Below are 21,027 nucleotides of genomic sequence, written 5' to 3'. Positions count from 1 at the left end.
TTAGGTGGAAGTATAGCGAAAGTATTAATTCAATTACTAATGATTGGTATATTTATTATTTCCGTGATTTTTTAATATCAAGTTTTTCATCAAAAAAATTCATTTTAAAACCCCCTCTTGCAATTATATTCTTGCTAGAAGGGGTTTTGATTAGATACAACACAAAATGGTTTTTTGTTATTTGTATAACCGCCATTTGCGTCCCACATAGTTGTTCCTCGGTGAAGCCCACAAGTACACCGGTGACCCATAGTCTTTTCGATTGCGATTGGGTGGTTTTTTGCCTCTTTTAAATGGCTTGCACTATTCTAAAACATACATAACCCCGTCTGATTTAAGACGAGGTTATGATAAAATTATTTTCATTATTGCATTAAAAAATTTATCAGCCGCTTTAAGAAATATTCTTTAATTTCTCAGTTAATCGTAGAAATTTTTCTTTGTTTTGTTCTAGTAATGACTGGTCGATCTCTTTTAAGAGTTGCTCTTTTCGAAAATCACTGAGGGCTTTATTTAACACCATTTCAGCAAATTCAGAATCCATGACTTTTTCTTCTTCAGGCTGTTGTAATATATTAAGCGAATTCTTTTCCATCGGAAATCAACTCCTTGACCTTTTTTCTATTATACTATAAATTTTCAGACTATTCAAACATCAAACTTGATGGTTCAGGTATTTGAACAATATTGTTGAACAGGATCACCGCTTCATTAAGTAACCAGTACGGTCCATACTGGGATTCAAATCCTTTCAAACAGCTACTTCTATATTGAGTGGCATTGAAGCCATGCATATGATGAAAAAAGGACAACTTCACCAACGGGTGCAGTCTGTCCAAAATGAAGTCAAATTCATACATAAGTTGTTTGGAATGGCATCATAATCTGTCATTGAACAGGTCGTGTAGGTTCTATGTCTCCATCAAATAGTTTTTGCACCAGAACCGTTTATTTTGTTAATCATTATTGGTACAGCTGGTTAAATAAAATAATCTACTAGAAATATGGAAAGCTGCCTCGCTACACTACCTTATTTTCATTCGATATGAATTGAATTTCGATAATCACGTTCATATATGCATTCACTTCCTCTTTTATGACACGCATAGTGTTTATCGATACATACTATAAGAGCGCAAGAAGAAGTTAGAGCCTTCTATTTTTGCTCATCTGGATGCTTTATGCATGAATCCGTAACTGTGGGTGACTCAGTTACGGATTTTTTTACGCGTAAAAAACCGACTGTTTATCGCCTTTGTCATTGCAAGATGATCCTGTTTATCATGATAAAGTAAGACTCTCGTTCTTGGACAGAACACCCCTAGAACGATATTTTTTGCTTGGCTGCCATCAAAGACAGCTTTTCTTATTGAACTAAACTGGGAGTTATATACAGTATGATTTTCCACCATCACAAGAAAAAAAGACGTATCAACAATACGTCCTTCACTTTCGTTTTGCAGTATTAAAATACAAATAGAAAATATACTATGCAACCCTTTCTTGAAAAGTCAAACAACTCTTTCTTTACTACTAGCAGGAGCAACTGAGATACCTGTTGTTTCTTCAAAGTCATACAAACTTGTAGGAATATCTGTGAATCGTTCTAATTCGTTATATGCTGGAATCCCGTGGTAGGACATATCCAACCCTTCTTCTTCCTCACGTTCACTTGCTCGGAAGCCAACAGTCTTTTCACATACCTTTGCTATAAATACTCCACCAATAAGTCCCCAAACAACGACTACTGCTGCACCTAATACTTGTATTTTTAAAAGAGAGAAATCACCCGTTGTCAAAAGACCTTGAGACTTATCAAACAATCCAACCGCAATCGTTCCAAATACTCCATTGAAGCCGTGAACTGCCACAGCTCCCACTGGGTCATCTACTTTTAAATTGTCTACAAATAAAGTAGCATAAATCACAATCAAACCACTTATAACCCCAATAATAATTGCACTCCATTGAGAAACAAAGGCACATCCAGCTGTGACTGCCACTAGCCCAGCTAATACTCCATTAATCGTCATACTTGGGTCTGCTTTTCCAAACTTTCTCATCGTTATGAACAGGGCAGCTGTACCGCCACTTGCTCCCGCAAGCATTGTATTAAGGGCAATCGACGCGAGGTCTGTATTAGAAGCATCTAACGTACTTCCTGCATTAAAAGCAAACCAACCAAACCATAAAATAAACGCACCAGCTGAAGCTAAAGGAATATTACTAGGTGCAAAAACATTGGCACTTCCATCCGAATTAAATCTACCTTTTCTCGGTCCTAACAGTTTTGCCATTGCAAAAGCAGCAAAACCCCCTACCGCGTGAATAGCAGCCGAACCAGCAAAATCCCTCATTCCTAATTTTGCCAACCAACCATCACTGTTCCAAATCCAATGACCTGAAAGTGGATAAATGATAATACAAATAAGTGCTACTGTTAAAATATAGGCTTTAAAGTTCATACGTTCAGCTACTGCACCTGAAACAATCGAGACACAAGCTACTGCAAATCCCATTTGAAATAGTACAAAGGCCGCACTAGGTAATTCAATGGAAAGAGCAATCTTTTCTGGACTACCAAATAAAGTAGTACCAATGATTCCAAATGCATCTTCCCCAAAAATAATACCAAAACCAACTAACCAAAAAGCTAATGCCCCTATCGTTAAATCAACAAAAATCTTCATTGTTACGTTGACAGCATTTTTAGTTCTAACAAAACCAGATTCCAGTAAACTAAATCCGCCTTCCATAAATAGCACCATTGCCGCAGCTAACACAACCCATACGGTATTTAAATACATTAATTCCACGGTAGTTAGTCCTCCCCATTTACCAAATCATCAATATCATAGTCTGCTTTTCCTGTTCGAATGTTATAGGCTTCTAAAATCGGATAAACGTAAATTTTACCGTCACCATCTTCTCCAGTTCGGGCAGAATCAACAATTTTCTTAATCGTTAGCTCAACCAGATAATCCGAAAGGACAATCTCCAATTTTACTTTTGGACGAAGAGTTACTTTATAATTTTTCCCGCGATAGACTCCCTGACTGTCTTTCTGTTTTCCTCTTCCGACTACCTGGGATACGGTAAAGCCTGTAATCCCTATATTTTTTAACCCTTTAATCGTTTCAGTTAGCTTTTCAGGTCTTATAATTACTTCGATTTTTTTCATTTAAACCACCTTATATATATGTTAAATTTTCTGACGCTATATGATAACCATAGCTTCTTGGATCTTTTATGCTCACTTGTGAACAATCTTTTTTTTAAAAATGGGGGATTTCAGCTCCATCACCTGTATTCAAGTCACCTGCTTGTGAACTGCGATGTTTTAACTGGCAAAGCATCGATATGCCCTGCTTAATTGCTTAATGGGAAACGTCTCTTTTTATTTTGACCTTTTTGGATTTTAGAAAATGTCTTTCTCTTTAAATTTATTTTATCACTTTACTATTAATCTGAATAATATCACTTTTTTATAAAATCAATCTAATTTTGAGATTATTCATCTTTTAGTATGGTTGAAGGTCGTCCTATTTTTTAAAAATAGGAGAGTTTGAGGATGATCGAGCCCTTCAAGTACTTAATCCCAATTTATTCTGGATTAATCTCAATTGCGGATTAAAAACGTGTGGTATTGAGGAGACGATTGCAGCACTAAAAGTAATGGTCCAAGAAGCGAAACAAACAAGAGAAAGACTGACTCGTGAAGAAGGGACAATAACATCGTTGGACCTTTTCCTAAAATTGAGTAGTGTCGAGCAAGTAGAGTAAGAATTCGACGCCTTTCCATATTGCTACGGTAGGTCTCCAAGAACTCCCCTCCGAACCGTACGTACACCTTTCAATGTATACGGTTCTCCATTTATCAATCTAATCTTCCTGCATGTAAATCTATGTGACACTGAGAACAGAGGGCAATAGTTTTTCTACGTCTGGCTATCATAATTTGCTCCTATCTTCTTTTTCTTTTTATGACGTGTTTCTTCTAATTAGGGTGGAGTCACATGCCCATCAAGCTAACGAAATAGATTCCCCCCAAAAACAATAAAAAACGAACTTTACCACTGTAAAAAATACAAATTTTTCATTTTAGGGAGTATCATGAATCTTAACTTGATGGCTATGGGGTGGAGTCAGGAAAATGCGGATTTACAACGTTAAGCCTTGCCCATCCCTATTTGTCGTCTAAAATGTACAAGTTGTTTGAAGACCTATTCTATTCTAACAAGCTTTCTCATTCCTTATTTTATGTCCAACTTATATGAGCATGGGAAAAGAAACACACTATCCACGCGGTAGAATCAATCTAGTGAAAATGCTCGGAGAAGGTAAAATAACAGATTTATCTATTGTAGAAGAACCTCTTAATCTATGTTTAGGATGCAGAGCATGTGAAACAGCTTGTCCAACAGGAGTGGAATATGGATCTATTCTTGAATCAGCAAGAGCTGCATTAGTAAAGAGAAAAAACTTCTCTTTCCCTGTTAGACTTGTTAGGAATACGATGTTTAAAAAAGGATTTCCAATCAAAAACATGATGCGGTTTACAGGTAATTCCTATTGGCTTTATGAAAAAACAGAATTACAAAAGGTTATGAGAAAATCGAATGCGTTAAAGAAGTTGCCTTTCCATTTAGGGGAATTCGAAGCAATCATGCCTAAGGCTGTTTCACCTAAACACCGCTCCCATTTTAGTTCATTTGTGAAAGTCAAGGGAGAACGTAAATACACAATAGTATTTTTTACAGGCTGTATCATGGATGTCATGTTTCGTAGAATTAATGAATTATCCATTCAACTATTAGCTGAGGCCGGCTGTGATATATATATTGCAGAAAAGCAAACTTGCTGTGGTGCTTTATATGCACATTCAGGCGAAATGGATGATGCAAAAGAGCTTGCCAAAAAGAATATCACTGCTTTTGGTTTATTTTCCATTTTGGCAAATTGTTAGTGAATTTGTACTAAGGTAGTAAGTTGAAAAATCCCCAAGTATTAAATGAATACTCTATACAAAACTAGTTAACATAATCAGATGTTATAAGCAGTAAAAAAGGATCTTTCATTAAAAGATTCTTTTTTACTGCTTCTTTAACTAAAGTCATCCGTTAAACAACCAAAATCTATTCTCTAATGGACTTCCTGTCTCTTATTTGTAGATATTCAATCAAATCAATGCTTTCTACTTCCCTGTGATTAAGTACTTTTCTTTGCTAACTCATCTCTGTCTAATGCTTTTGGTGGTTCTTCTAACCATCCATTTTTAATCATTATATTTGCCCCATCTTCTGCATATTTTAATATTTCTAAAGATAGCCTACCATACTGCACACCTAAATCTCTTCTAGGACTTCCTCCTATACTAGCCCCATAATATCCAAGACTAAGGGCAATTAATGCTGTTGTGTAAAACATCATTAACTTATCAGAGAAGGTATAAGTAGTTGAATCTGTTACTTCTGTATCAAATAACATTGGAACGGGAAGGTCATCCTCCCTCATGATTGAGCCAAAAACTTCACAATGCTTTGATGCTATTTCTTTACCTCTTATAAGAAATTGTCTTACTTCTTTTGACTTTGCAACCTGACTAAATCCTATTAAAGTTGCCACCCCTAAAGCATTCCTTTGAAAATTGGCATATAAATTTGAAATTTCCATACAAATCAAAGGTCTTCTTTCACCAAAGTAACCTGTAAGGAAACTTTGACTTTTTACAAAATCAATATTATCAGGTGTTGGCAAATATGGAGACCTTATATAAAGTCCTTTAGATAATAAAAGTTCCTTTACTCTCCTAAGAAAGGTAGTTAATTGTGAAATGCATTCATTAAAGAAACTATAAACATCTGCCCTTACAACTAAAGACAAACTTATAATGTAGGCTTGCAAGGCAATTTGTGCTGCCTGATGAAGGTAGTTTAAAACATATGTATCAGAATATAGTCTAGGAGCAGATACATCTACATCTTCATCCAGCTTTAATCCATATGGGATAGGATATTTTTCTTTATTAAAAATTTCGGTTAAAGCTGTTATATTTCCCTGAGCTAAATCTAAAGCCTGTTGGATGAGCGGTCTAATTTCTTTGTCCTCAGCTTTGGCTAAAAAATACTGAAACTGACATATCAATCCACTATCATTCATATAAGCAGTCCAAATTGATGCAATTTCTGCTGAAGTCAACTTGATAACCTTTCCTTCAATCTCCATTCTGCAGTTACCTCCAATTTTCACTCCAATATTTACCCTGTAATACTAGTTAATCGAATTAATCTAAGCCCGGGAGATATTTAAATTTCTTAATGCAATTTTTCTAAGAAATCCAATGCTTATTCCAGGAATCAAAAATAACATAGGTAAAAAAACATAACCGAATAGCACCCCGAATACCTTTAGACTTGAAGAATAGATTAATCCTACGGTTACGAAATAAGCACTAAAGACAAACGGAAGAAAGGAATAAGGTGATTTCCCTTTTCCAGCGTCTCTATAAGCATCCCACATGGCAAACATATAAAGACAGGGATAGAACATTAACCATTGATAATTGGTTTGTTCGATGGCGGATATAATATCTCCGTGAAAGCTTAACATAATGACTTTATTGAAATTGGCTTGTACATTAATTAGCAATTCTAAGAAAATTAATACAAAACCTTTGACCAATTTTCCGTTCAGTATTTGGCCGAACCCGGGAAAGGCAATGCTCCAGAATAACTTCTCCATAATCGTCCTACTGCGATAAATTTTTCCGATTGGCAGCCTCTGGTGGTTGTTCCATCCAGCCGTGATCAATCATAATATTTGCTCCGTCATTAGTGTAATTATAAATTCCTGCGGATAAACGAGCGTATATTAGACCTAAATCATGTCGTGGACTAGAGGCCATAGCCATTCCATATTGTCCAACTGCGGATGCTGAAAGAGTTGCTATGTGATACATCATTAATTTATCTGAAAAAGGAGCTACTTTTGAATCTGTTACTTCACCAGTTAAATTAAACGCGCCCCTTGAAAGATAATTTTGGTCAAGAATTAAACCGAAGGTTTCTAAATCTTTTTTTGATATTTCGCGTCCACGTTCAAAATACTCACGAACCTCTTTATTTTTGGCTACCTGGCTAAAACCTTGAATGATGGCCTGACCTAATCCATTGCGTACTGTGGCATACCAGAGATTTGAAATCTCTATACCAAGAAGAGGTCTTCTATCTCCGAAAAAACCTTTCAAGAAACTTTGTTTCTTAACAAAATCAATTTGATCTGGGGTTGGTAGTACAGAATCACGGTGGAAAAGCCCTTTTTCTTGTAATAATCTTTTCGATCGATCAAATAACTCCATTGCTTCGGCCATTGCTGTGGAATAGAAATCAGTAATATCTTGTCGTGAAGACGAAGATAAGGCAACACTGTATGATGTCAGACCGAATTTCCCCATATTCTCGATGTATTGCAGATATAAAACATCTGTAAACAAACGAGGAGCATCTAAATTAATATCTTTTTCAGTGAAACCTTGTGGTAAAGGGTAACGTTCTGCTTTGAATATCTGTGATACTTTTTGAACGTGTCTTTCAGATATTTCTAAGGCGAATTCTAAAATTTCACGAATCGAATGATCTTCAACATTGGTTAAAAAGTGTTTAAGACCACAGACCGCCATTGAATCATTTTGATAAGATATCCAGAGAAGTGCAATCTCTGAAGCAGTTAACTTCGCTTGATGTTCTGTTTCCACAAATATACAACCTCCTCTTCAATCCTTAATTATAAAATTCCCAGAAAAGCAAAAAATATAAAAGCAACTAGAAAACTCAATCCATTAAGCAAAAGTAAGGGAGCTATAGCTCCCTTACTTTTAAACACGATTCCAAAGAATCACATGAATATCGTATACAAATCTAGTTAACATAAAGCAACTTATGGAATTTAAAAAAGGATCAGTTAATGATCCTTTTAGCTGCTTATTAAATTAAAGCATCTGTTACTTGAAGAAGAGTTAAAGATTATATTCATATATAGCCCAAGGTAGCCATAAAACAGGTTCAGTTCTTACTTCTTTATCATTGCTATAATCACAATATCTTATCGCTTCCTCAAGTGAAGGTATAAAGCCATTATTGTTTAATTCGAATTAATTTATCAAATATGAAAGAAGGAATCTGATAAGGGAATCTTTTGTGGGGTTTGTCATGAAGTAAGAAAATAACCTAACACACATTTTGACATACTATCATTCATATGGCCGGTCCAAATACAGGCTATTTCAGCAGGAGTTAGTTTTGTGTGGTTTTCAGTCATAAATATTTGCCTCCAAAAAATACTCTTTTTAGGAATAGATATATTCTTTGTAAATAGCCACATATTGTATGAGAGAAATCAAAATTCTTCTTATTATTTACGTAGGACTCTTCTTTAATAAAAGGTTTGATTATATATTAGGCTTTCACATACAGTAAAAAGCAGTGAATATCATTTAATTGAAATTCACTGCTTTTTATCATCACCCATATGTAATCCCCTTCACCTTTATCAAAAAAAGACTAATGAATCTCCTTTAGATAACTGCATAGACACAAAAGAAACGAGCTAATAAAAGTTCTCTTCGACTTTCTTAGTCGAATGTTATCAAAATTCACCTTTTTTATTCTTTTTCCACTGCGTGTCCACCAAATTCATTACGTAGAGCTGCAACAATTTTCCCTGTAAATGTATCATTTTCTAGAGAGCGATAGCGCATCAACAATGACATAGCGATAACAGGAGTAGCAGCTTGAAGGTCTAAAGCCGTCTCTATTGTCCATTTTCCTTCACCAGAAGAATGCATAGTACCTTTAATTTCATCCAATTTCGCATCTTTAGAAAATGCGTTTTCAGTTAACCCCATAAGCCATGAGCGGATCACTGATCCGTTGTTCCATACTCTCGCTACTTTTTCATAATCAAAGTCAAATTCACTTTTCTCTAGTATCTCGAATCCTTCACCGATAGCAGCCATCATTCCGTACTCGATTCCGTTATGGACCATTTTTAAAAAATGACCACTCCCTGCTTTTCCTGCATATAAAAATCCATTTTCTACAGCAGTATCTCGGAAAATAGGCTCGACGACCTCCCAAGCTTCAGGATCTCCTCCAATCATATAGCAAGCTCCATTACGAGCGCCTTCCATTCCCCCTGAAGTTCCTGCATCCATAAAACGAACTCCGATTTCTTTTAACTGGCTGTAACGTCGAATGGATTCTTTATAGTGCGAATTACCCGCTTCAATGACAATATCTCCTTTATTCAAGAAAGGTATGATTTCACTAATGACTGTATCTACAACACCATGCGGAACCATAATCCACAGTATTCTTGGAGCATCCATTTTTTTAACGAGTTCTTTTAAGCTAGATGTACCTGTAGCTCCATATGTTATCATTTTTTCTACTGAATTTGAATTTACATCAAATGCCACAACTTCGTGGTTTTGCTCTATTAAATTTCGACCTAAATTTAATCCCATTTTTCCTAAACCGATTAATCCTACTTTCATTAAAAAACCTCCTACTATTTTTATCTCTATTAGGTATTATAAGAAAAAAATTTCCTTAAAACAATAATTATCAAAGAAATTTTTTCTTTACTTTTAGTTTACCGAATTTTTTTCTAAAATATAACAAGTTCTTAATAGATATCACACTCAAAACTAAAAAGGTAAGACTCTACTTGCAGTAGAAGCTTACCTTTTTTGGAGAGGCCTTTTTGCCACACTCTTATTTCATCGCCTATTAGACAAATAAATCAAGAACTAAAATAAACACTAGGGCAGCGACAGAGATGATTGTCTCTAATGCAGTCCATGTCATTAAAGTTTCTTTTACAGTCATACCAAAGTATTCTTTAATCATCCAGAATCCAGCATCATTCACATGAGAAAGAATTAATGAGCCTGCACCGGTTGCTAATACTAAGAGCTCAACGTTCACTCCTGGAACGACAGCTGCGATTGGAGCAACGATACCAGCTGCAGTCATCATTGATACAGTTGCAGAACCGGTTGCAACACGAATCATGGCAGCGATTCCCCACCCTAAAAGAATTGGTGATAGATTTGCTTGCTGAGCTTGTTCAGCAATGTAGGTACCGATGCCTGAATCAAGTAATACTTTGTTAAATGCTCCCCCTGCACCGATTACTAATAAAATTGTTGCAGTCGGTCCAAGGCAATCGTTTGAAAACTTAAGAACTTTTTCACGGTTAAAGCCACGGAAAAAACCAAGGCTGAAGAAAGAGTAAACGGTTGCAATTAGGAGGGCAGTTATTGGATCTCCTATAAATTTGAATATAGAGAATGCAAAGCTTTCTGCTGGCAAGATTAATTCTGCAACAGAAGAAACTAACATAAGGATAACAGGTACCATTACTGTAAAAACAGTGTTGAAAAACCCTGGAAGCTCTTTTACGTCTTTAGGTTCTGTTAACTGCTCTGCCATTTCTTTCGGAACTGTTTTATGAATCTTCCCCCCAATCCATTTACCGTAAACAGGACCTGCTAAAATAGCAGTAGGTAGACCAACTATAATAGAATACAAAATTGTTATCCCAACATCAGCCTTGAAAATATTAACTGCAGCCATTGCAGCTGGATGTGGGGGAACTAGACCGTGAACAACTGAAAGACCTGCTACTAATGGAACACCAATCTTAACCAATGATAGTCCAGTCTGACGAGCAATCGTAAATACTAATGGTATTAAAAGAACAAAACCGACTTGGAAAAATACTGGTATTCCAACGATAAAACCAACAACCATCATCGCCCAATGAACATTTTTTTCACCAAATCTGTTGATTAAGGTTTGAGCAATTCGCTCGGCACCACCTGATTCAGCCATCATTTTTCCAAGCATCGTTCCTAGAGCAAGTACGATTGCAAGAAAGCCTAAAGTATTTCCCATACCAGCTTTAATTGAGTCAATAATACCTGGAGTTTCTGCTCCATCTCCAATTAATGGCATGCCAGTTGCAAGCCCTACTCCAATTGCCGTAATGATAAGCGCGACAAACGGGTTTAACTTTGCCCACGTTATCAATAACAAAAGTGCAATAATTGCGGCAAGTACGATTAGTATTAACATATTAATAATTCCTCCTTGATATCTATCAAATTCATTTTTGGAAGCACTTTCATTCAATGAGATGATTATACGAAAAAAATTTTTTCTTTTCAATACTTTTTTGAAAAAATTTTTTATTTTTTAGTAGAGTTTTATATTAGATGACAATTTTAAATAATGCATTTTTGATTTGATCATAAAATATAGAAACTTTAAATAGATTTACACTTAGAAAATATGGATCCTTTTTCTATATAAACCAAAAAGCCTCGGACTTATATAATCCGAGGCTGAATCAATATGAAATAGCAGTTTGTTCGGCTGCTTTTATAAAGTTATTGAGAGAAAATAAGTAAGTAACATTCTTTCTTTGTCTTTCTATTCATCAAAAAAATTACTCAAACATTTTTTTGATTGGATTTTTATTTTTCCCTTTTTGAGCCTTGATTACGTTTGTGTATAATGCATCAATGAGACTCAACTGAACGATTCTTGAATAAACATCATCAGAACGGGTTTCTATGCTACTAGAAACTGTACGCAAAATAATGTCAGCTTTTTTATTAAGTGGAGACCTTGTAAGATTCGTGATTACTACAGTCTTCGCTCCAGCTTCTTTTGCTGCATCTAACACACTAATAGTCTCCGTATTTGCCCCTGAATCAGAAATAATAACGGCAACATCATTTTCTGTAAGCTGGGATGCTGCTCTCACCTGTAAAAAAGGATCCGTATAAGCAACCGTTGAGATGCCAGACCCAATAAATTTATGATGGGCATCTAGAGCGACAATTCCTGAACTACCTGTACCATAAAATTCAACTCGTTTTGCACTTACTAAAACCTTAACCGCCTTTTTGATCGACGAAAAATCCATCATTTGAATCGTATCCTTAAATGTTCGAATACTTGTATTAAAGATTTTTTCTGTAACATCTCTTTCATTATCTTGCTCTTGAATTTTCTCTTGAACCATTTCTCGAATGGGTGAAGTAATTTCAGTTGCCAAGACAATTTTCATTCTTTGATACCCTTTAAAACCAATTCGTTGACAGAAACGGAAGATCGTCGACGTTGCTACGCCGATATCATCAGCTACCTGTGTAATCGTTTGATGCGTCATTTTCTCGGGAAACTTTAAGATGTAATCAGCTACCTTCTTTTCGGTTTCACTAAATTCTGGATAAAATGATTGAATTCTTGAAAGACATTGTTGAGGTTGTTCCATTTTTTTCACCCCTTCCATTCAAAACACTACTACTTATCATTATATCTAAAATTCTTTGAAAAGAAATTTTTTTCTTAAAAATAATTGCTAGGAAAATGTTTTTTTGTATAATGTACATATTGAGAAAAAATTTCCTTTCTTTTTTTACATTAGTAGAAAAGGTTACATCTTTAGGAGTGATAAAAGAAACACTAAAAAGTAAACATCGTCAATTTATTGAGTTATTTATGGTATCGGAGGAATTGTAATGTCCGAATATACACTAATTATAGCTGCTGCAGCCGGGATATCATTGCTTCTGTTCTTAGTCATTCGAACAAAGCTACACGCATTTGTTGCTTTGCTTCTTGTTAGCTTGTTTGTTGGTATTGCTACAGGCATGCCATTAAACGAGGTCGTTCAATCTATACAAACTGGTATGGGTGAAACGCTTGGTTTCGTAGCTGTAGTCGTTGGCTTAGGAGCCATGTTTGGACAAATGATGGAAATATCAGGTGGAGCTGAACGTCTAACCCGAACATTAATTAAAAAGTTTGGACCAGAAAAAGTTCCTTGGGCATTAGGAGTTACGGGATTTCTTGTCGGGATTCCAATCTTTTTTGATGTAGGCTTTATCATTTTAATACCAATTGTTTATCGTTTGGCAAAGAAAACAGGACGCTCCTTATTGCATTATGCCATACCCTTATTTGCCGGACTCTCTGTCGCCCACAGCTTCATTCCACCTACTCCTGGTCCGATTATCGTTGCAAATTTAATTGGTGCCGATCTTGGATGGGTCATTTTATTTGGAACTATCGCTGGTATTCCAGCAATGATCATCGCTGGGCCATTGTTTGGAAAATATATTGCAAAAAAAATACATGTTTCAATACCAAACTATATGGATACTGAGGAAATAGAAGACGATCAAGAATTACCAAGCTTTGGGCTAATTGTAACGATTATTTTAGTTCCTCTTGTTCTTATTCTTCTCAATACTTTTTCAACCGTTATCTTTCCTGAGGGAAACATCATCCGAACAATATGCACATTTCTTGGACATCCGTTTGTCGCTCTTCTTATCTCAACTCTACTTGTATTCTATCTTTTAGGCGTTAAAAACGGATATTCAAATCAAGAAATTCAAGCTATTGCAAGCAAGTCTCTTGAGCCTGCGGGAATGATTATTCTTGTAACAGGTGCAGGCGGCATATTTAAACAGGTTTTAATTGATACAGGCGTAGGAAGGGTCTTGGCAGACACAATGGCAACATCTCCTCTTCCGCCCATTTTCCTTGCTTTTCTTATAGCATCGATTATTCGTATAGCTCAAGGATCTGCAACAGTTGCAATGGTGACAGCAGCCAGTTTAATGTCACCGCTTACTTCAACTCTTGGATTCGAAGGACCTGTCTTAGGTTTGATAGTCATATCCATTGCTGCCGGTGCAACCATTGCGTCTCATGTGAATGATTCAGGTTTTTGGCTAATTAACAGATATTTAGGACTAGATGTAAAGGATACCCTTCGGTCTTGGACAGTAATGGAAACAATCGGTTCCCTTATCGCATTTTCGATTGTATTTATCATCAGCTGGTTCATTACTTAAACTACAACCTTAGGAATTGAAAAATTTATATATGAAGAGACAAAAAGCTATTTATCATTTTATATGTTACATAAATTAGGAGGAATTACAATGAAACAACTTGGATATATGATAGGCGTTGATATTGGAACAACAAGTACGAAAGCAGTCCTTTTTTCAAAGGATGGAGCTGTAATCTCTCATCATACGATTGGGTATCCTTTATTAACCCCGACTCCTTTAACCGCGGAGCAAAACCCTGCTGAAATTTATCAGGCTGTTTTAGGAACAATTAAAGAAACAGTCAATAAGAGCTCAATTGACCCAAACGAACTTCTTTGCATTTCGTTTAGTTCAGCTATGCATAGTGTGATTGCTATTGATGAATTAGGAAAACCACTGACAAATTGCATTACTTGGGCTGACAATCGCAGCACAAAATGGGCTGAAAAAATCAAAGATGAATGGAACGGTCATAGTATATATATGCGTACCGGTACACCTATTCACCCTATGTCACCTTTATGCAAAATTCGCTGGATAAAGGAAGAAAAACCAGAGATTTTTGTGAAAACCTATAAATTTATCTCCATTAAAGAATATGTTTTTTATCAATTTTTTAAAAAGTTTGTAGTTGATCATTCCATTGCATCTGCTACCGGTATGCTTCATTTGCATAATCTTGATTGGGATGAAGAGGCTCTTCAAGTAGCTGGTATTTCAAAAGAGCACTTATCGGAACTTGTCCCAACCACCTATTATCTCCAAGGACTTGCAGAAGAGGTCGCTTTGGAACTAGGAATCCTCTCTTCTACCCCTATGGTTATTGGAGCTAATGATGGAGTATTATCAAATCTTGGTGTTAATGCCATTGAGCCAGGAGTAGTAGCCGTAACCATAGGGACAAGCGGAGCAATCCGAACCGTAACAGATCGCCCTGTTACAGATCCGAAAGGACGAATTTTCTGTTATGCATTAACAGAAAATCACTGGGTCATTGGCGGTCCAGTCAATAATGGAGGTATGACTTTCCGCTGGGTACGAGATGTTATTGCTTCAGCAGAGGTTGAAACGGCGAAAAGCTTAGGAATTGACTCGTATGAAGTATTGACTAAAATTGCTGCACGTGTTTCTCCAGGTGCGGATGGCTTGCTGTTTCACCCATACTTAGCTGGAGAACGAGCGCCATTATGGAATGCAAATGCAAGAGGATCTTTCTTCGGTTTAAGCTTGCATCACAAAAAGGAACATATGATTCGTGCTGTTTTAGAAGGTGTCATTTTCAATTTGTACAACGTTCTTTTAGCACTTGAGGAACAAATCGGTGTTCCTACAAAAGTACAGGCAACAGGAGGCTTCGCTCGCTCAGAACTTTGGCGCCAAATGATGGCAGACATCTTTGATCAAGAAGTTTCTGTGCCGGAAAGCTTCGAAAGCTCTTGCCTTGGGGCTGCGATTCTTGGCCTTTATGCTTTAAAAGAAATTGACTCATTAAATATTGTTTCTAATATGGTAGGAGCCACACACAAACACAAGCCAATTAAGGAACATGTTGAAATTTATCGTGAATTAACGCCTATTTATCTTCGAATCTCGCGTAAATTAAATGATGAATACAATGCAATTGCTGATTTTCAAAGAAAAACACTTGGTTAATACGAAAAGCGCAAACGCCTTGTTTAGCTCAGGCATAGCATAAGACGCTTAGGAATAGAAGGTGTTCTTTAGTGGCTTATGACTCGAGGAGCTAAGGGCTGGAGCTAGACACCAAAACTAAGCACCAAAAATTATATATTCTTTCAAAAAAAACGAGCCATTAGAATTACTTTCTAAGGCTCGTTTTCTCTATATTCAGATTATCCATTTATTATTTAAACATTTACTACTAAGTTAATTTTTTAAAAAAACATATTAAGGAGTAAGGCACCTCCGAAAGCAATAAATGAGAGCATTGTTTCTAATACCGTCCATGTTTTAAACGTTTCTTTCACGCTTAATCCTAAATATTCCTTTACCATCCAGAAACCTGCATCATTTACATGTGAGAACATTAAAGATCCTGCTCCTGTCGCGATAACAAGCAATTCAAGATTCACACCTGACATATTCTCAATAATAGGTGATACGATGCCAGCAGATGTAGTAAGAGCTACAGTAGCAGAGCCTGTTGCAATTCGGATTAACCCTGCAATTAAAAACGCTAAAACAAGTGGAGATAGAGATAAATCTTGTGACATTTGACCAATCGTAGTACCGACTCCACTATCAATTAAAATTTGTTTAAATCCGCCACCAGCTCCGATAATTAACACAATCGAACCAACAGGTAATATACATTCTTCTGTTAATTCCTTAATTCTATTCTTATCCATTCCTTGTCGCATTCCCAAAAAGTAGAATGCTGCAAAACAAGCGATTAAAAGAGCGATGATCGGACTACCAATTAGTGTTAAAAACTTCAGTAAACCACTAGGCATCGACAAATATGGCGCAATTGAAGATAAAATCATCAAGATAACAGGTAATAAAATTACAAAAAACGAAATCCCTGTACCCGGCAATTTATCTGATGCTGTTGATACACGAATTAAGTTCGGTTCTCCTTCTGGAATTACACGTTTATGAACCCATTTTGCAAATACAGGTCCTGCGATAATTGCTGCAGGGATAGAGATAATAAGTGCATAAAGAAGCACTTCTCCAAGGTTCGCACCGTAAATACTAATCGCAGCCATTGCCCCTGGATGTGGTGGAACAAGACCATGTACAATCGATAAGCCAGCAATAACTGGTAACGCAATCAATAATATGTTTTGTTTAGTTGTTTTATGAATCGAAATGACTAGAGGTAATAAAATCAAAATCCCAACTTCAAAGAATACCGGAATTCCGATAATAAAACCGGAAATTAACATAGCCCATGGCAGCCTCTTCTCACCAAAAACCCGAACAAAGAAATCTGCAACTTGCATGCCAGCACCTGAATCAGCCATCAGTTTTCCTAAAATAGTTCCTAACGCTAAAATTCCAACGAGATGACCTAAAACTCCGCCAACCCCAGTCTCATATGCACTAACGATTTTGTCCATTGATAGACCAGACGCAAGCGCTAAAAACAAACTTGCAACAGTTAAACTAATAAACGCATGCCATTTAAATAAAGATACTCCTAACACAACAATGACAATTGCTAACAACGTAATGATTAACAAATACATAGCCATCCGAAACACCACTCTTTCTCATTATTTAATCATTATCTAGTTTTCTTTCACAGATAATGGTTACTTTCAGATAATTGATCATTTTTCTTAAACCTTAATACGAACTGAAAGCACTTTTGCAATTAATCATAATAACCATTATCGGATCGAAGAATTTACCTGTATTAGATAATGACAAAATTTTTAAAGTATATTACGATAAACGCTTTCATTACATCTACTTTTTCTAGATGAAAGCAAGCTTGACGCTATATCTAAAAATTAGTCAATACCAATTCACGAAGCAGCACACAAGAGAGCTACCACAGTCAAATTATGTCTATTCTGAAAGAAATTTATCGCAATATGCTTATTATAAGGAAAATTTTTTCTTGTTTCAATTGTTATTAGGAAATTTTTTTCTTGTTTCGATTGTTATTAGGAAATTTTTTCTTATGATAATTTCAATAAATAACTTTAAGGACCTATTAATCTAGCCAAAATATCACTTCAATGGAAATTTGATTAAATAAAGAGGTACAGACACATGCCCATCAAGCTAAAGACGTAAATGACTAGATACGAAATAATTCTTGTTTCAAAACGAGCGAGTAATGGAAAAGTAGGCATACCAAAGAAGTCTATTAAAATACGATTTTTTTCGCTAGACAGCTTGTCTATGCTTTACTGTCGTTTCGTACACAATCCCTAGAATATCAAAGACAGTCTTCTTCTTATACCGATGACATTTACGTCCATTTTTCTTAAGCAATTGATAGAGACGATATAGAATCATTACAATTTCATTTGGGCCACCTGCCATTGCCCAAAACAATAACGGAAAGTAATCTTTAATCAGATAAATCGCTTTGTATTCGCTCAACTCTTGTTTTTTCCTTTCTAGCAGGAGCTGTCGCATTTGAAACATGGTGGAAGAACAGAGGAGAATGCCGATGAGTTGCCCATGTTGCCGGACGCTTACGCTGAATGTCGTGCGCTTATCCCACAGTACAAGAATTTTTTAGTACGCTATAACATATAACAAAAAAACCAAAGTATCAAGCACCCACAAACTTATGAGGTGACCTAAAACTTTGGCTTTTTACATATGTAAGAAGTCTAATTAATAAGAAGCTACTCCTTTATATAAGAACAACAATAATCCGTAACAGCGTGAATTTTCAATTGAAACTTGTCATTTGCAGGAACGTAAAACACACCGCTTCCTTCAATGGTTTCCCACTCCTGTCCAGATAGTTTATACTCTAATTTTCCAGATAAAATCTCCATCTCCTCCTTCAGAGCTGTAGAGAACTCATATTCACCTGGCAGCATGATTCCTAATGTCTTTTTCGTACCATCTTGTAATATAGCTGTACGACTCGTTACTTTTCCATCAAAATAAACATTTGCTTGCTTTATTAAATTAACATTTTCTAGTTGAGACATCTTGTTCACCCTTTCATGTTATTTAATAAATTTAGCACAAAAGTTTTTCAACATAAAGTGAAAATTTTAAAAAATTAGACAACGGCGAAATTTCTACTTTTTCGTAAGTAACGCCCACATGTTTTCAAGCCACTTATCAAAGTCTGCTCCCTTATCACCTTCGTACGTATCATACACATCAAGTCTCATTTTCTGTAGCTTCGTCTTGAACTCTTCATAGCTATGACCTTCTGGCAAACTCTTCTTGATTCTTAACATGATTTTCGTTACATCTTTAACCAGGTTACCTGTTTTCCTTGGCGGTAATTCAACATCCTCACCAAATTTTTTCAGCTGACGGTATGCTGCTTCTTGAACCTTATACACTGGATCTTGATTCATTAAGCGCATGAGGATATCGATTACTTTTTTATTTTTCCAATGTCCTAACTCTTCCACCGCATCTAAACGTTCACGCCAATTAGACGTTCGATTTGCCTGCTTTTTTAATCCCTCATAATTTTCTGGTAATGTACTTTTTGCTTCCAATCGATTCAAACTCCTTCTATTTTCATATCCAATGGACTTAATGATAACATGATTTGCAACTTAGCATTATTATTAGCCAATACAGACAATCACTATTCTATCATACCGTACCATCATACAACCATTTTCCAACTTGATAACGCTAACCAGTTTTCCTGTTCCTCATAATCTGGTAAGATTTTACCGACAAGTCGCCAAAAGGAGCGATCGTGATTCATATGGACCATATGACACATTTCATGAACAACTACGTAATCGATCACGCTCAGTGGTGCCATCGAAAGCTTCCAATTAAAGGTTAATTGTCGCATTGAATCACACGTTCCCCATGTAGTCTTGCTGTCAGAAATACGAATCGAACGTGGTTTTAGTTTAAAGTTGCTTTGATAGAACTGAATACGCTTCTCTACTAACGCTTTACATTGCTGATAATAAAATCGTTTTAATGCTTGTTTTATATTTTCATCTTCTTGTTGTTTTACGTATACATGTAATTTTTCTTCTTCAAACACAACCGTATCTTTCTTGATATCTGTATCTTGAGAAATCAAAATGGGATAAGAGTTTCCTAAATAAAGAAAACTCCCACCATGATCATAGACCTTCTCCACGTGCCCAGCTGTTCTATCCTTCATTTCTTTTATTCTTTGTTGGATGAGTTCCCATTTTCCCTCTAATAATTGATGCACGCACTCTTCAGATGTCCCTTTAGGAACCTGCACTTCAACATTTCCATACAGATCTATATAAATACCTATGGTTGTCCTCTTCTTGTAAACTAAATTATAACTGATTGTCTCACCTGAAAATATATGTATCATTTAATCACCTTGTGTTTCCATTTTTTCGCATGAGTCCCATTTCAACTTTTTTGAATCAAAAATAAACAAAACCCTAAGCCGACCCTAAATGCGATTGTGATGCCAGTTGTCCTATTTTCAATAAAAACTCTTCACCATTTCATCCATAACCCAACTAGTTCTCGCACCTGTCAATCCACTGCTAGGACATTGGTCACGATCTCCAGTTAAATCAGCTACGATTGTTTCTATGAGCGGTTGATGGACGTGCTGTGGTAGTTCGAAGCTAAATCCCTCTGATCCATCAGTAGTTGTTACTACTATTGGATCGTTTCCAAAAGTTGAGAAGCTTATTTTCCCTTTACTACCGATGATTTCATTCGTATCGACATCTTCAAAAGCAGAAAAACACCAGCTTCCTATGCCATGGACTCCATTTTCAAATAGATATGTACCTGTAACGATATCTTCCGCACGATAATTACCTACTTGGTTTGAAGCAAAACCTTGAACAGCTTTAATAGGACCTAGTAAAAAGTCTAACATATCAATCGTATGACTAGCTAAATCAAAAAACAGTCCCCCACCAGCCAAATCAGGTTGAACACGCCACGAGGTATTTTTAGAACCTCCTTCATCAACTAAAGCCTGTTGATATTGGGTTGTTGAAACGAAACGAACATCTCCGATTGCTTTATTTTCCAACAGCTCTTTTATTTTTAAAAATCGAGGGAGTGCTCTACGATAATAAGAAACATATAAAGGAACTCCAGCCGCTTCACACGCTGAGATCATCTCTTGACATTCTGCGAAATTCAGGGCCATCGGCTTTTCCACATAAACCGGCTTCCCCGCCTTTGCTGCTTTGATTGTATATTCTTTATGTGATTCCGGTGGTGTTGCAATGTAGACAGCATCGATATCTGGATCATTAATAAGTGCCTCGGCATTATCATACCATTTTAGAACATTGTGCCGTTTTGCATAGTCTTTGGCAAGTTCCCCTGTTCTCCGCATAACAGCAATTAGCTCTGAGTTCTCTATTTTTTGGAATGCTGGACCACTTTTTACTTCTGTCACGTCCCCACAACCGATGATACCCCAACGAACTTTGTTATATTTCATGCTACTA

Annotated in this window: 17 protein-coding genes and 4 pseudogenes; 5 read left to right on the top strand and 16 right to left on the bottom strand. The window is 36.2% G+C overall.

Annotated features, from left to right (window positions below; translation table 11 throughout):
- Positions 1-394: 394 nt before the first annotated feature.
- Complete coding sequence (locus K9V48_RS04715) at positions 395-595, bottom strand: IDEAL domain-containing protein (protein ID WP_224137345.1); 201 nt, start codon at positions 593-595, stop codon at positions 395-397.
- Positions 596-671: 76 nt separating this feature from the next.
- Between K9V48_RS04715 and K9V48_RS04710 the strand changes: the two are divergent.
- Positions 672-884 (top strand): annotated as a pseudogene (locus K9V48_RS04710) (DDE-type integrase/transposase/recombinase); the annotation flags it as partial.
- A gap of 627 nt (positions 885-1,511) precedes the next feature.
- Here the strand turns inward: K9V48_RS04710 and K9V48_RS04705 are convergent.
- Both K9V48_RS04705 and K9V48_RS04700 read right to left on the bottom strand, forming a co-directional pair.
- Entirely contained in the window at positions 1,512-2,816 is a 1,305-nt protein-coding gene (locus K9V48_RS04705; protein WP_224137344.1) for an ammonium transporter, read from the bottom strand.
- Positions 2,817-2,821: 5 nt separating this feature from the next.
- Positions 2,822-3,181 carry a P-II family nitrogen regulator gene (locus K9V48_RS04700; protein ID WP_224137343.1) on the bottom strand — a complete coding sequence of 120 codons (360 nt, stop codon included), beginning with the start codon at positions 3,179-3,181 and terminating at the stop codon, positions 2,822-2,824.
- Between the two features lie 392 nt (positions 3,182-3,573).
- Here K9V48_RS04700 and K9V48_RS04695 point away from each other — a divergent pair.
- Positions 3,574-3,783, top strand: a pseudogene (locus tag K9V48_RS04695) (hypothetical protein); the annotation flags it as partial.
- 94 nt (positions 3,784-3,877) lie between these two features.
- Here the strand turns inward: K9V48_RS04695 and K9V48_RS29655 are convergent.
- Positions 3,878-3,964 (bottom strand): annotated as a pseudogene (locus K9V48_RS29655) (HNH endonuclease); the annotation flags it as partial.
- Between the two features lie 309 nt (positions 3,965-4,273).
- On the opposite strand from K9V48_RS29655, the gene K9V48_RS04690 reads away from it, so the two are divergent.
- The gene (locus K9V48_RS04690) at positions 4,274-4,966 is read left to right on the top strand and encodes a (Fe-S)-binding protein (protein ID WP_224137341.1); all 693 of its coding nucleotides are present in this window, start codon (positions 4,274-4,276) and stop codon (positions 4,964-4,966) included.
- A gap of 242 nt (positions 4,967-5,208) precedes the next feature.
- Here K9V48_RS04690 and K9V48_RS04685 read toward each other — a convergent pair whose 3' ends face one another.
- The 6 genes from K9V48_RS04685 to K9V48_RS04655 all read right to left on the bottom strand — a co-directional run bounded on the left by K9V48_RS04685 (position 5,209) and on the right by K9V48_RS04655 (position 12,345).
- Positions 5,209-6,225, bottom strand: coding sequence for a DUF3231 family protein (locus K9V48_RS04685; RefSeq protein WP_224137340.1), 1,017 nt, complete (start codon positions 6,223-6,225; stop codon positions 5,209-5,211).
- A gap of 63 nt (positions 6,226-6,288) precedes the next feature.
- Positions 6,289-6,741, bottom strand: coding sequence for a hypothetical protein (locus K9V48_RS04680; protein WP_224137339.1), 453 nt, complete (start codon positions 6,739-6,741; stop codon positions 6,289-6,291).
- A gap of 7 nt (positions 6,742-6,748) precedes the next feature.
- Positions 6,749-7,753, bottom strand: coding sequence for a DUF3231 family protein (locus K9V48_RS29385; RefSeq protein ID WP_224137338.1), 1,005 nt, complete (start codon positions 7,751-7,753; stop codon positions 6,749-6,751).
- 906 nt (positions 7,754-8,659) lie between these two features.
- The gene (gene gnd / locus K9V48_RS04665) at positions 8,660-9,553 is read right to left on the bottom strand and encodes a phosphogluconate dehydrogenase (NAD(+)-dependent, decarboxylating) (RefSeq protein WP_224137336.1); all 894 of its coding nucleotides are present in this window, start codon (positions 9,551-9,553) and stop codon (positions 8,660-8,662) included.
- A gap of 235 nt (positions 9,554-9,788) precedes the next feature.
- Positions 9,789-11,138 carry a GntP family permease gene (locus tag K9V48_RS04660; RefSeq protein ID WP_224137334.1) on the bottom strand — a complete coding sequence of 450 codons (1,350 nt, stop codon included), beginning with the start codon at positions 11,136-11,138 and terminating at the stop codon, positions 9,789-9,791.
- A 373-nt stretch (positions 11,139-11,511) separates the two neighbouring features.
- On the bottom strand, positions 11,512-12,345 hold the full coding sequence (locus tag K9V48_RS04655; protein WP_224137333.1) for a MurR/RpiR family transcriptional regulator: 834 nt from the start codon (positions 12,343-12,345) through the stop codon (positions 11,512-11,514).
- 247 nt (positions 12,346-12,592) lie between these two features.
- Between K9V48_RS04655 and K9V48_RS04650 the strand changes: the two genes are divergently transcribed.
- Together K9V48_RS04650 and gntK are read left to right on the top strand one after the other, a co-directional pair.
- The gene (locus K9V48_RS04650; protein WP_224137331.1) at positions 12,593-13,936 is read left to right on the top strand and encodes a GntP family permease; all 1,344 of its coding nucleotides are present in this window, start codon (positions 12,593-12,595) and stop codon (positions 13,934-13,936) included.
- A 108-nt stretch (positions 13,937-14,044) separates the two neighbouring features.
- Positions 14,045-15,571, top strand: a complete 1,527-nt coding sequence (gene gntK / locus K9V48_RS04645; protein ID WP_224137357.1) for a gluconokinase — start codon at positions 14,045-14,047, stop codon at positions 15,569-15,571.
- Between the two features lie 242 nt (positions 15,572-15,813).
- On the opposite strand, the gene K9V48_RS04640 is transcribed toward gntK, so the two are convergent.
- The 6 genes and pseudogenes from K9V48_RS04640 to K9V48_RS04615 all read right to left on the bottom strand — a co-directional run bounded on the left by K9V48_RS04640 (position 15,814) and on the right by K9V48_RS04615 (position 21,020).
- Positions 15,814-17,139, bottom strand: a complete 1,326-nt coding sequence (locus K9V48_RS04640; RefSeq protein WP_224137330.1) for a GntP family permease — start codon at positions 17,137-17,139, stop codon at positions 15,814-15,816.
- A gap of 643 nt (positions 17,140-17,782) precedes the next feature.
- Positions 17,783-18,085, bottom strand: a pseudogene (locus tag K9V48_RS04635) (IS4 family transposase); the annotation flags it as partial.
- Between the two features lie 167 nt (positions 18,086-18,252).
- Entirely contained in the window at positions 18,253-18,567 is a 315-nt protein-coding gene (ppnP, locus tag K9V48_RS04630; protein ID WP_224137328.1) for a pyrimidine/purine nucleoside phosphorylase, read from the bottom strand.
- A 93-nt stretch (positions 18,568-18,660) separates the two neighbouring features.
- Positions 18,661-19,104 carry a HEAT repeat domain-containing protein gene (locus K9V48_RS04625; protein ID WP_224137327.1) on the bottom strand — a complete coding sequence of 148 codons (444 nt, stop codon included), beginning with the start codon at positions 19,102-19,104 and terminating at the stop codon, positions 18,661-18,663.
- Positions 19,105-19,208: 104 nt separating this feature from the next.
- On the bottom strand, positions 19,209-19,916 hold the full coding sequence (locus tag K9V48_RS04620) for a M48 family metallopeptidase (RefSeq protein ID WP_224137326.1): 708 nt from the start codon (positions 19,914-19,916) through the stop codon (positions 19,209-19,211).
- A gap of 117 nt (positions 19,917-20,033) precedes the next feature.
- A complete protein-coding gene (locus K9V48_RS04615; RefSeq protein WP_224137325.1) occupies positions 20,034-21,020 on the bottom strand; it encodes a Gfo/Idh/MocA family protein in 987 nt (328 codons plus the stop codon).
- Between the last annotated feature and the right edge of the window lie 7 nt (positions 21,021-21,027).

The sequence above is a fragment of the Metabacillus rhizolycopersici genome, from assembly GCF_020075705.1.
Note: the sequence above shows the minus strand (reverse complement) of the source record. Positions and strands in the feature narration are given on the sequence as shown.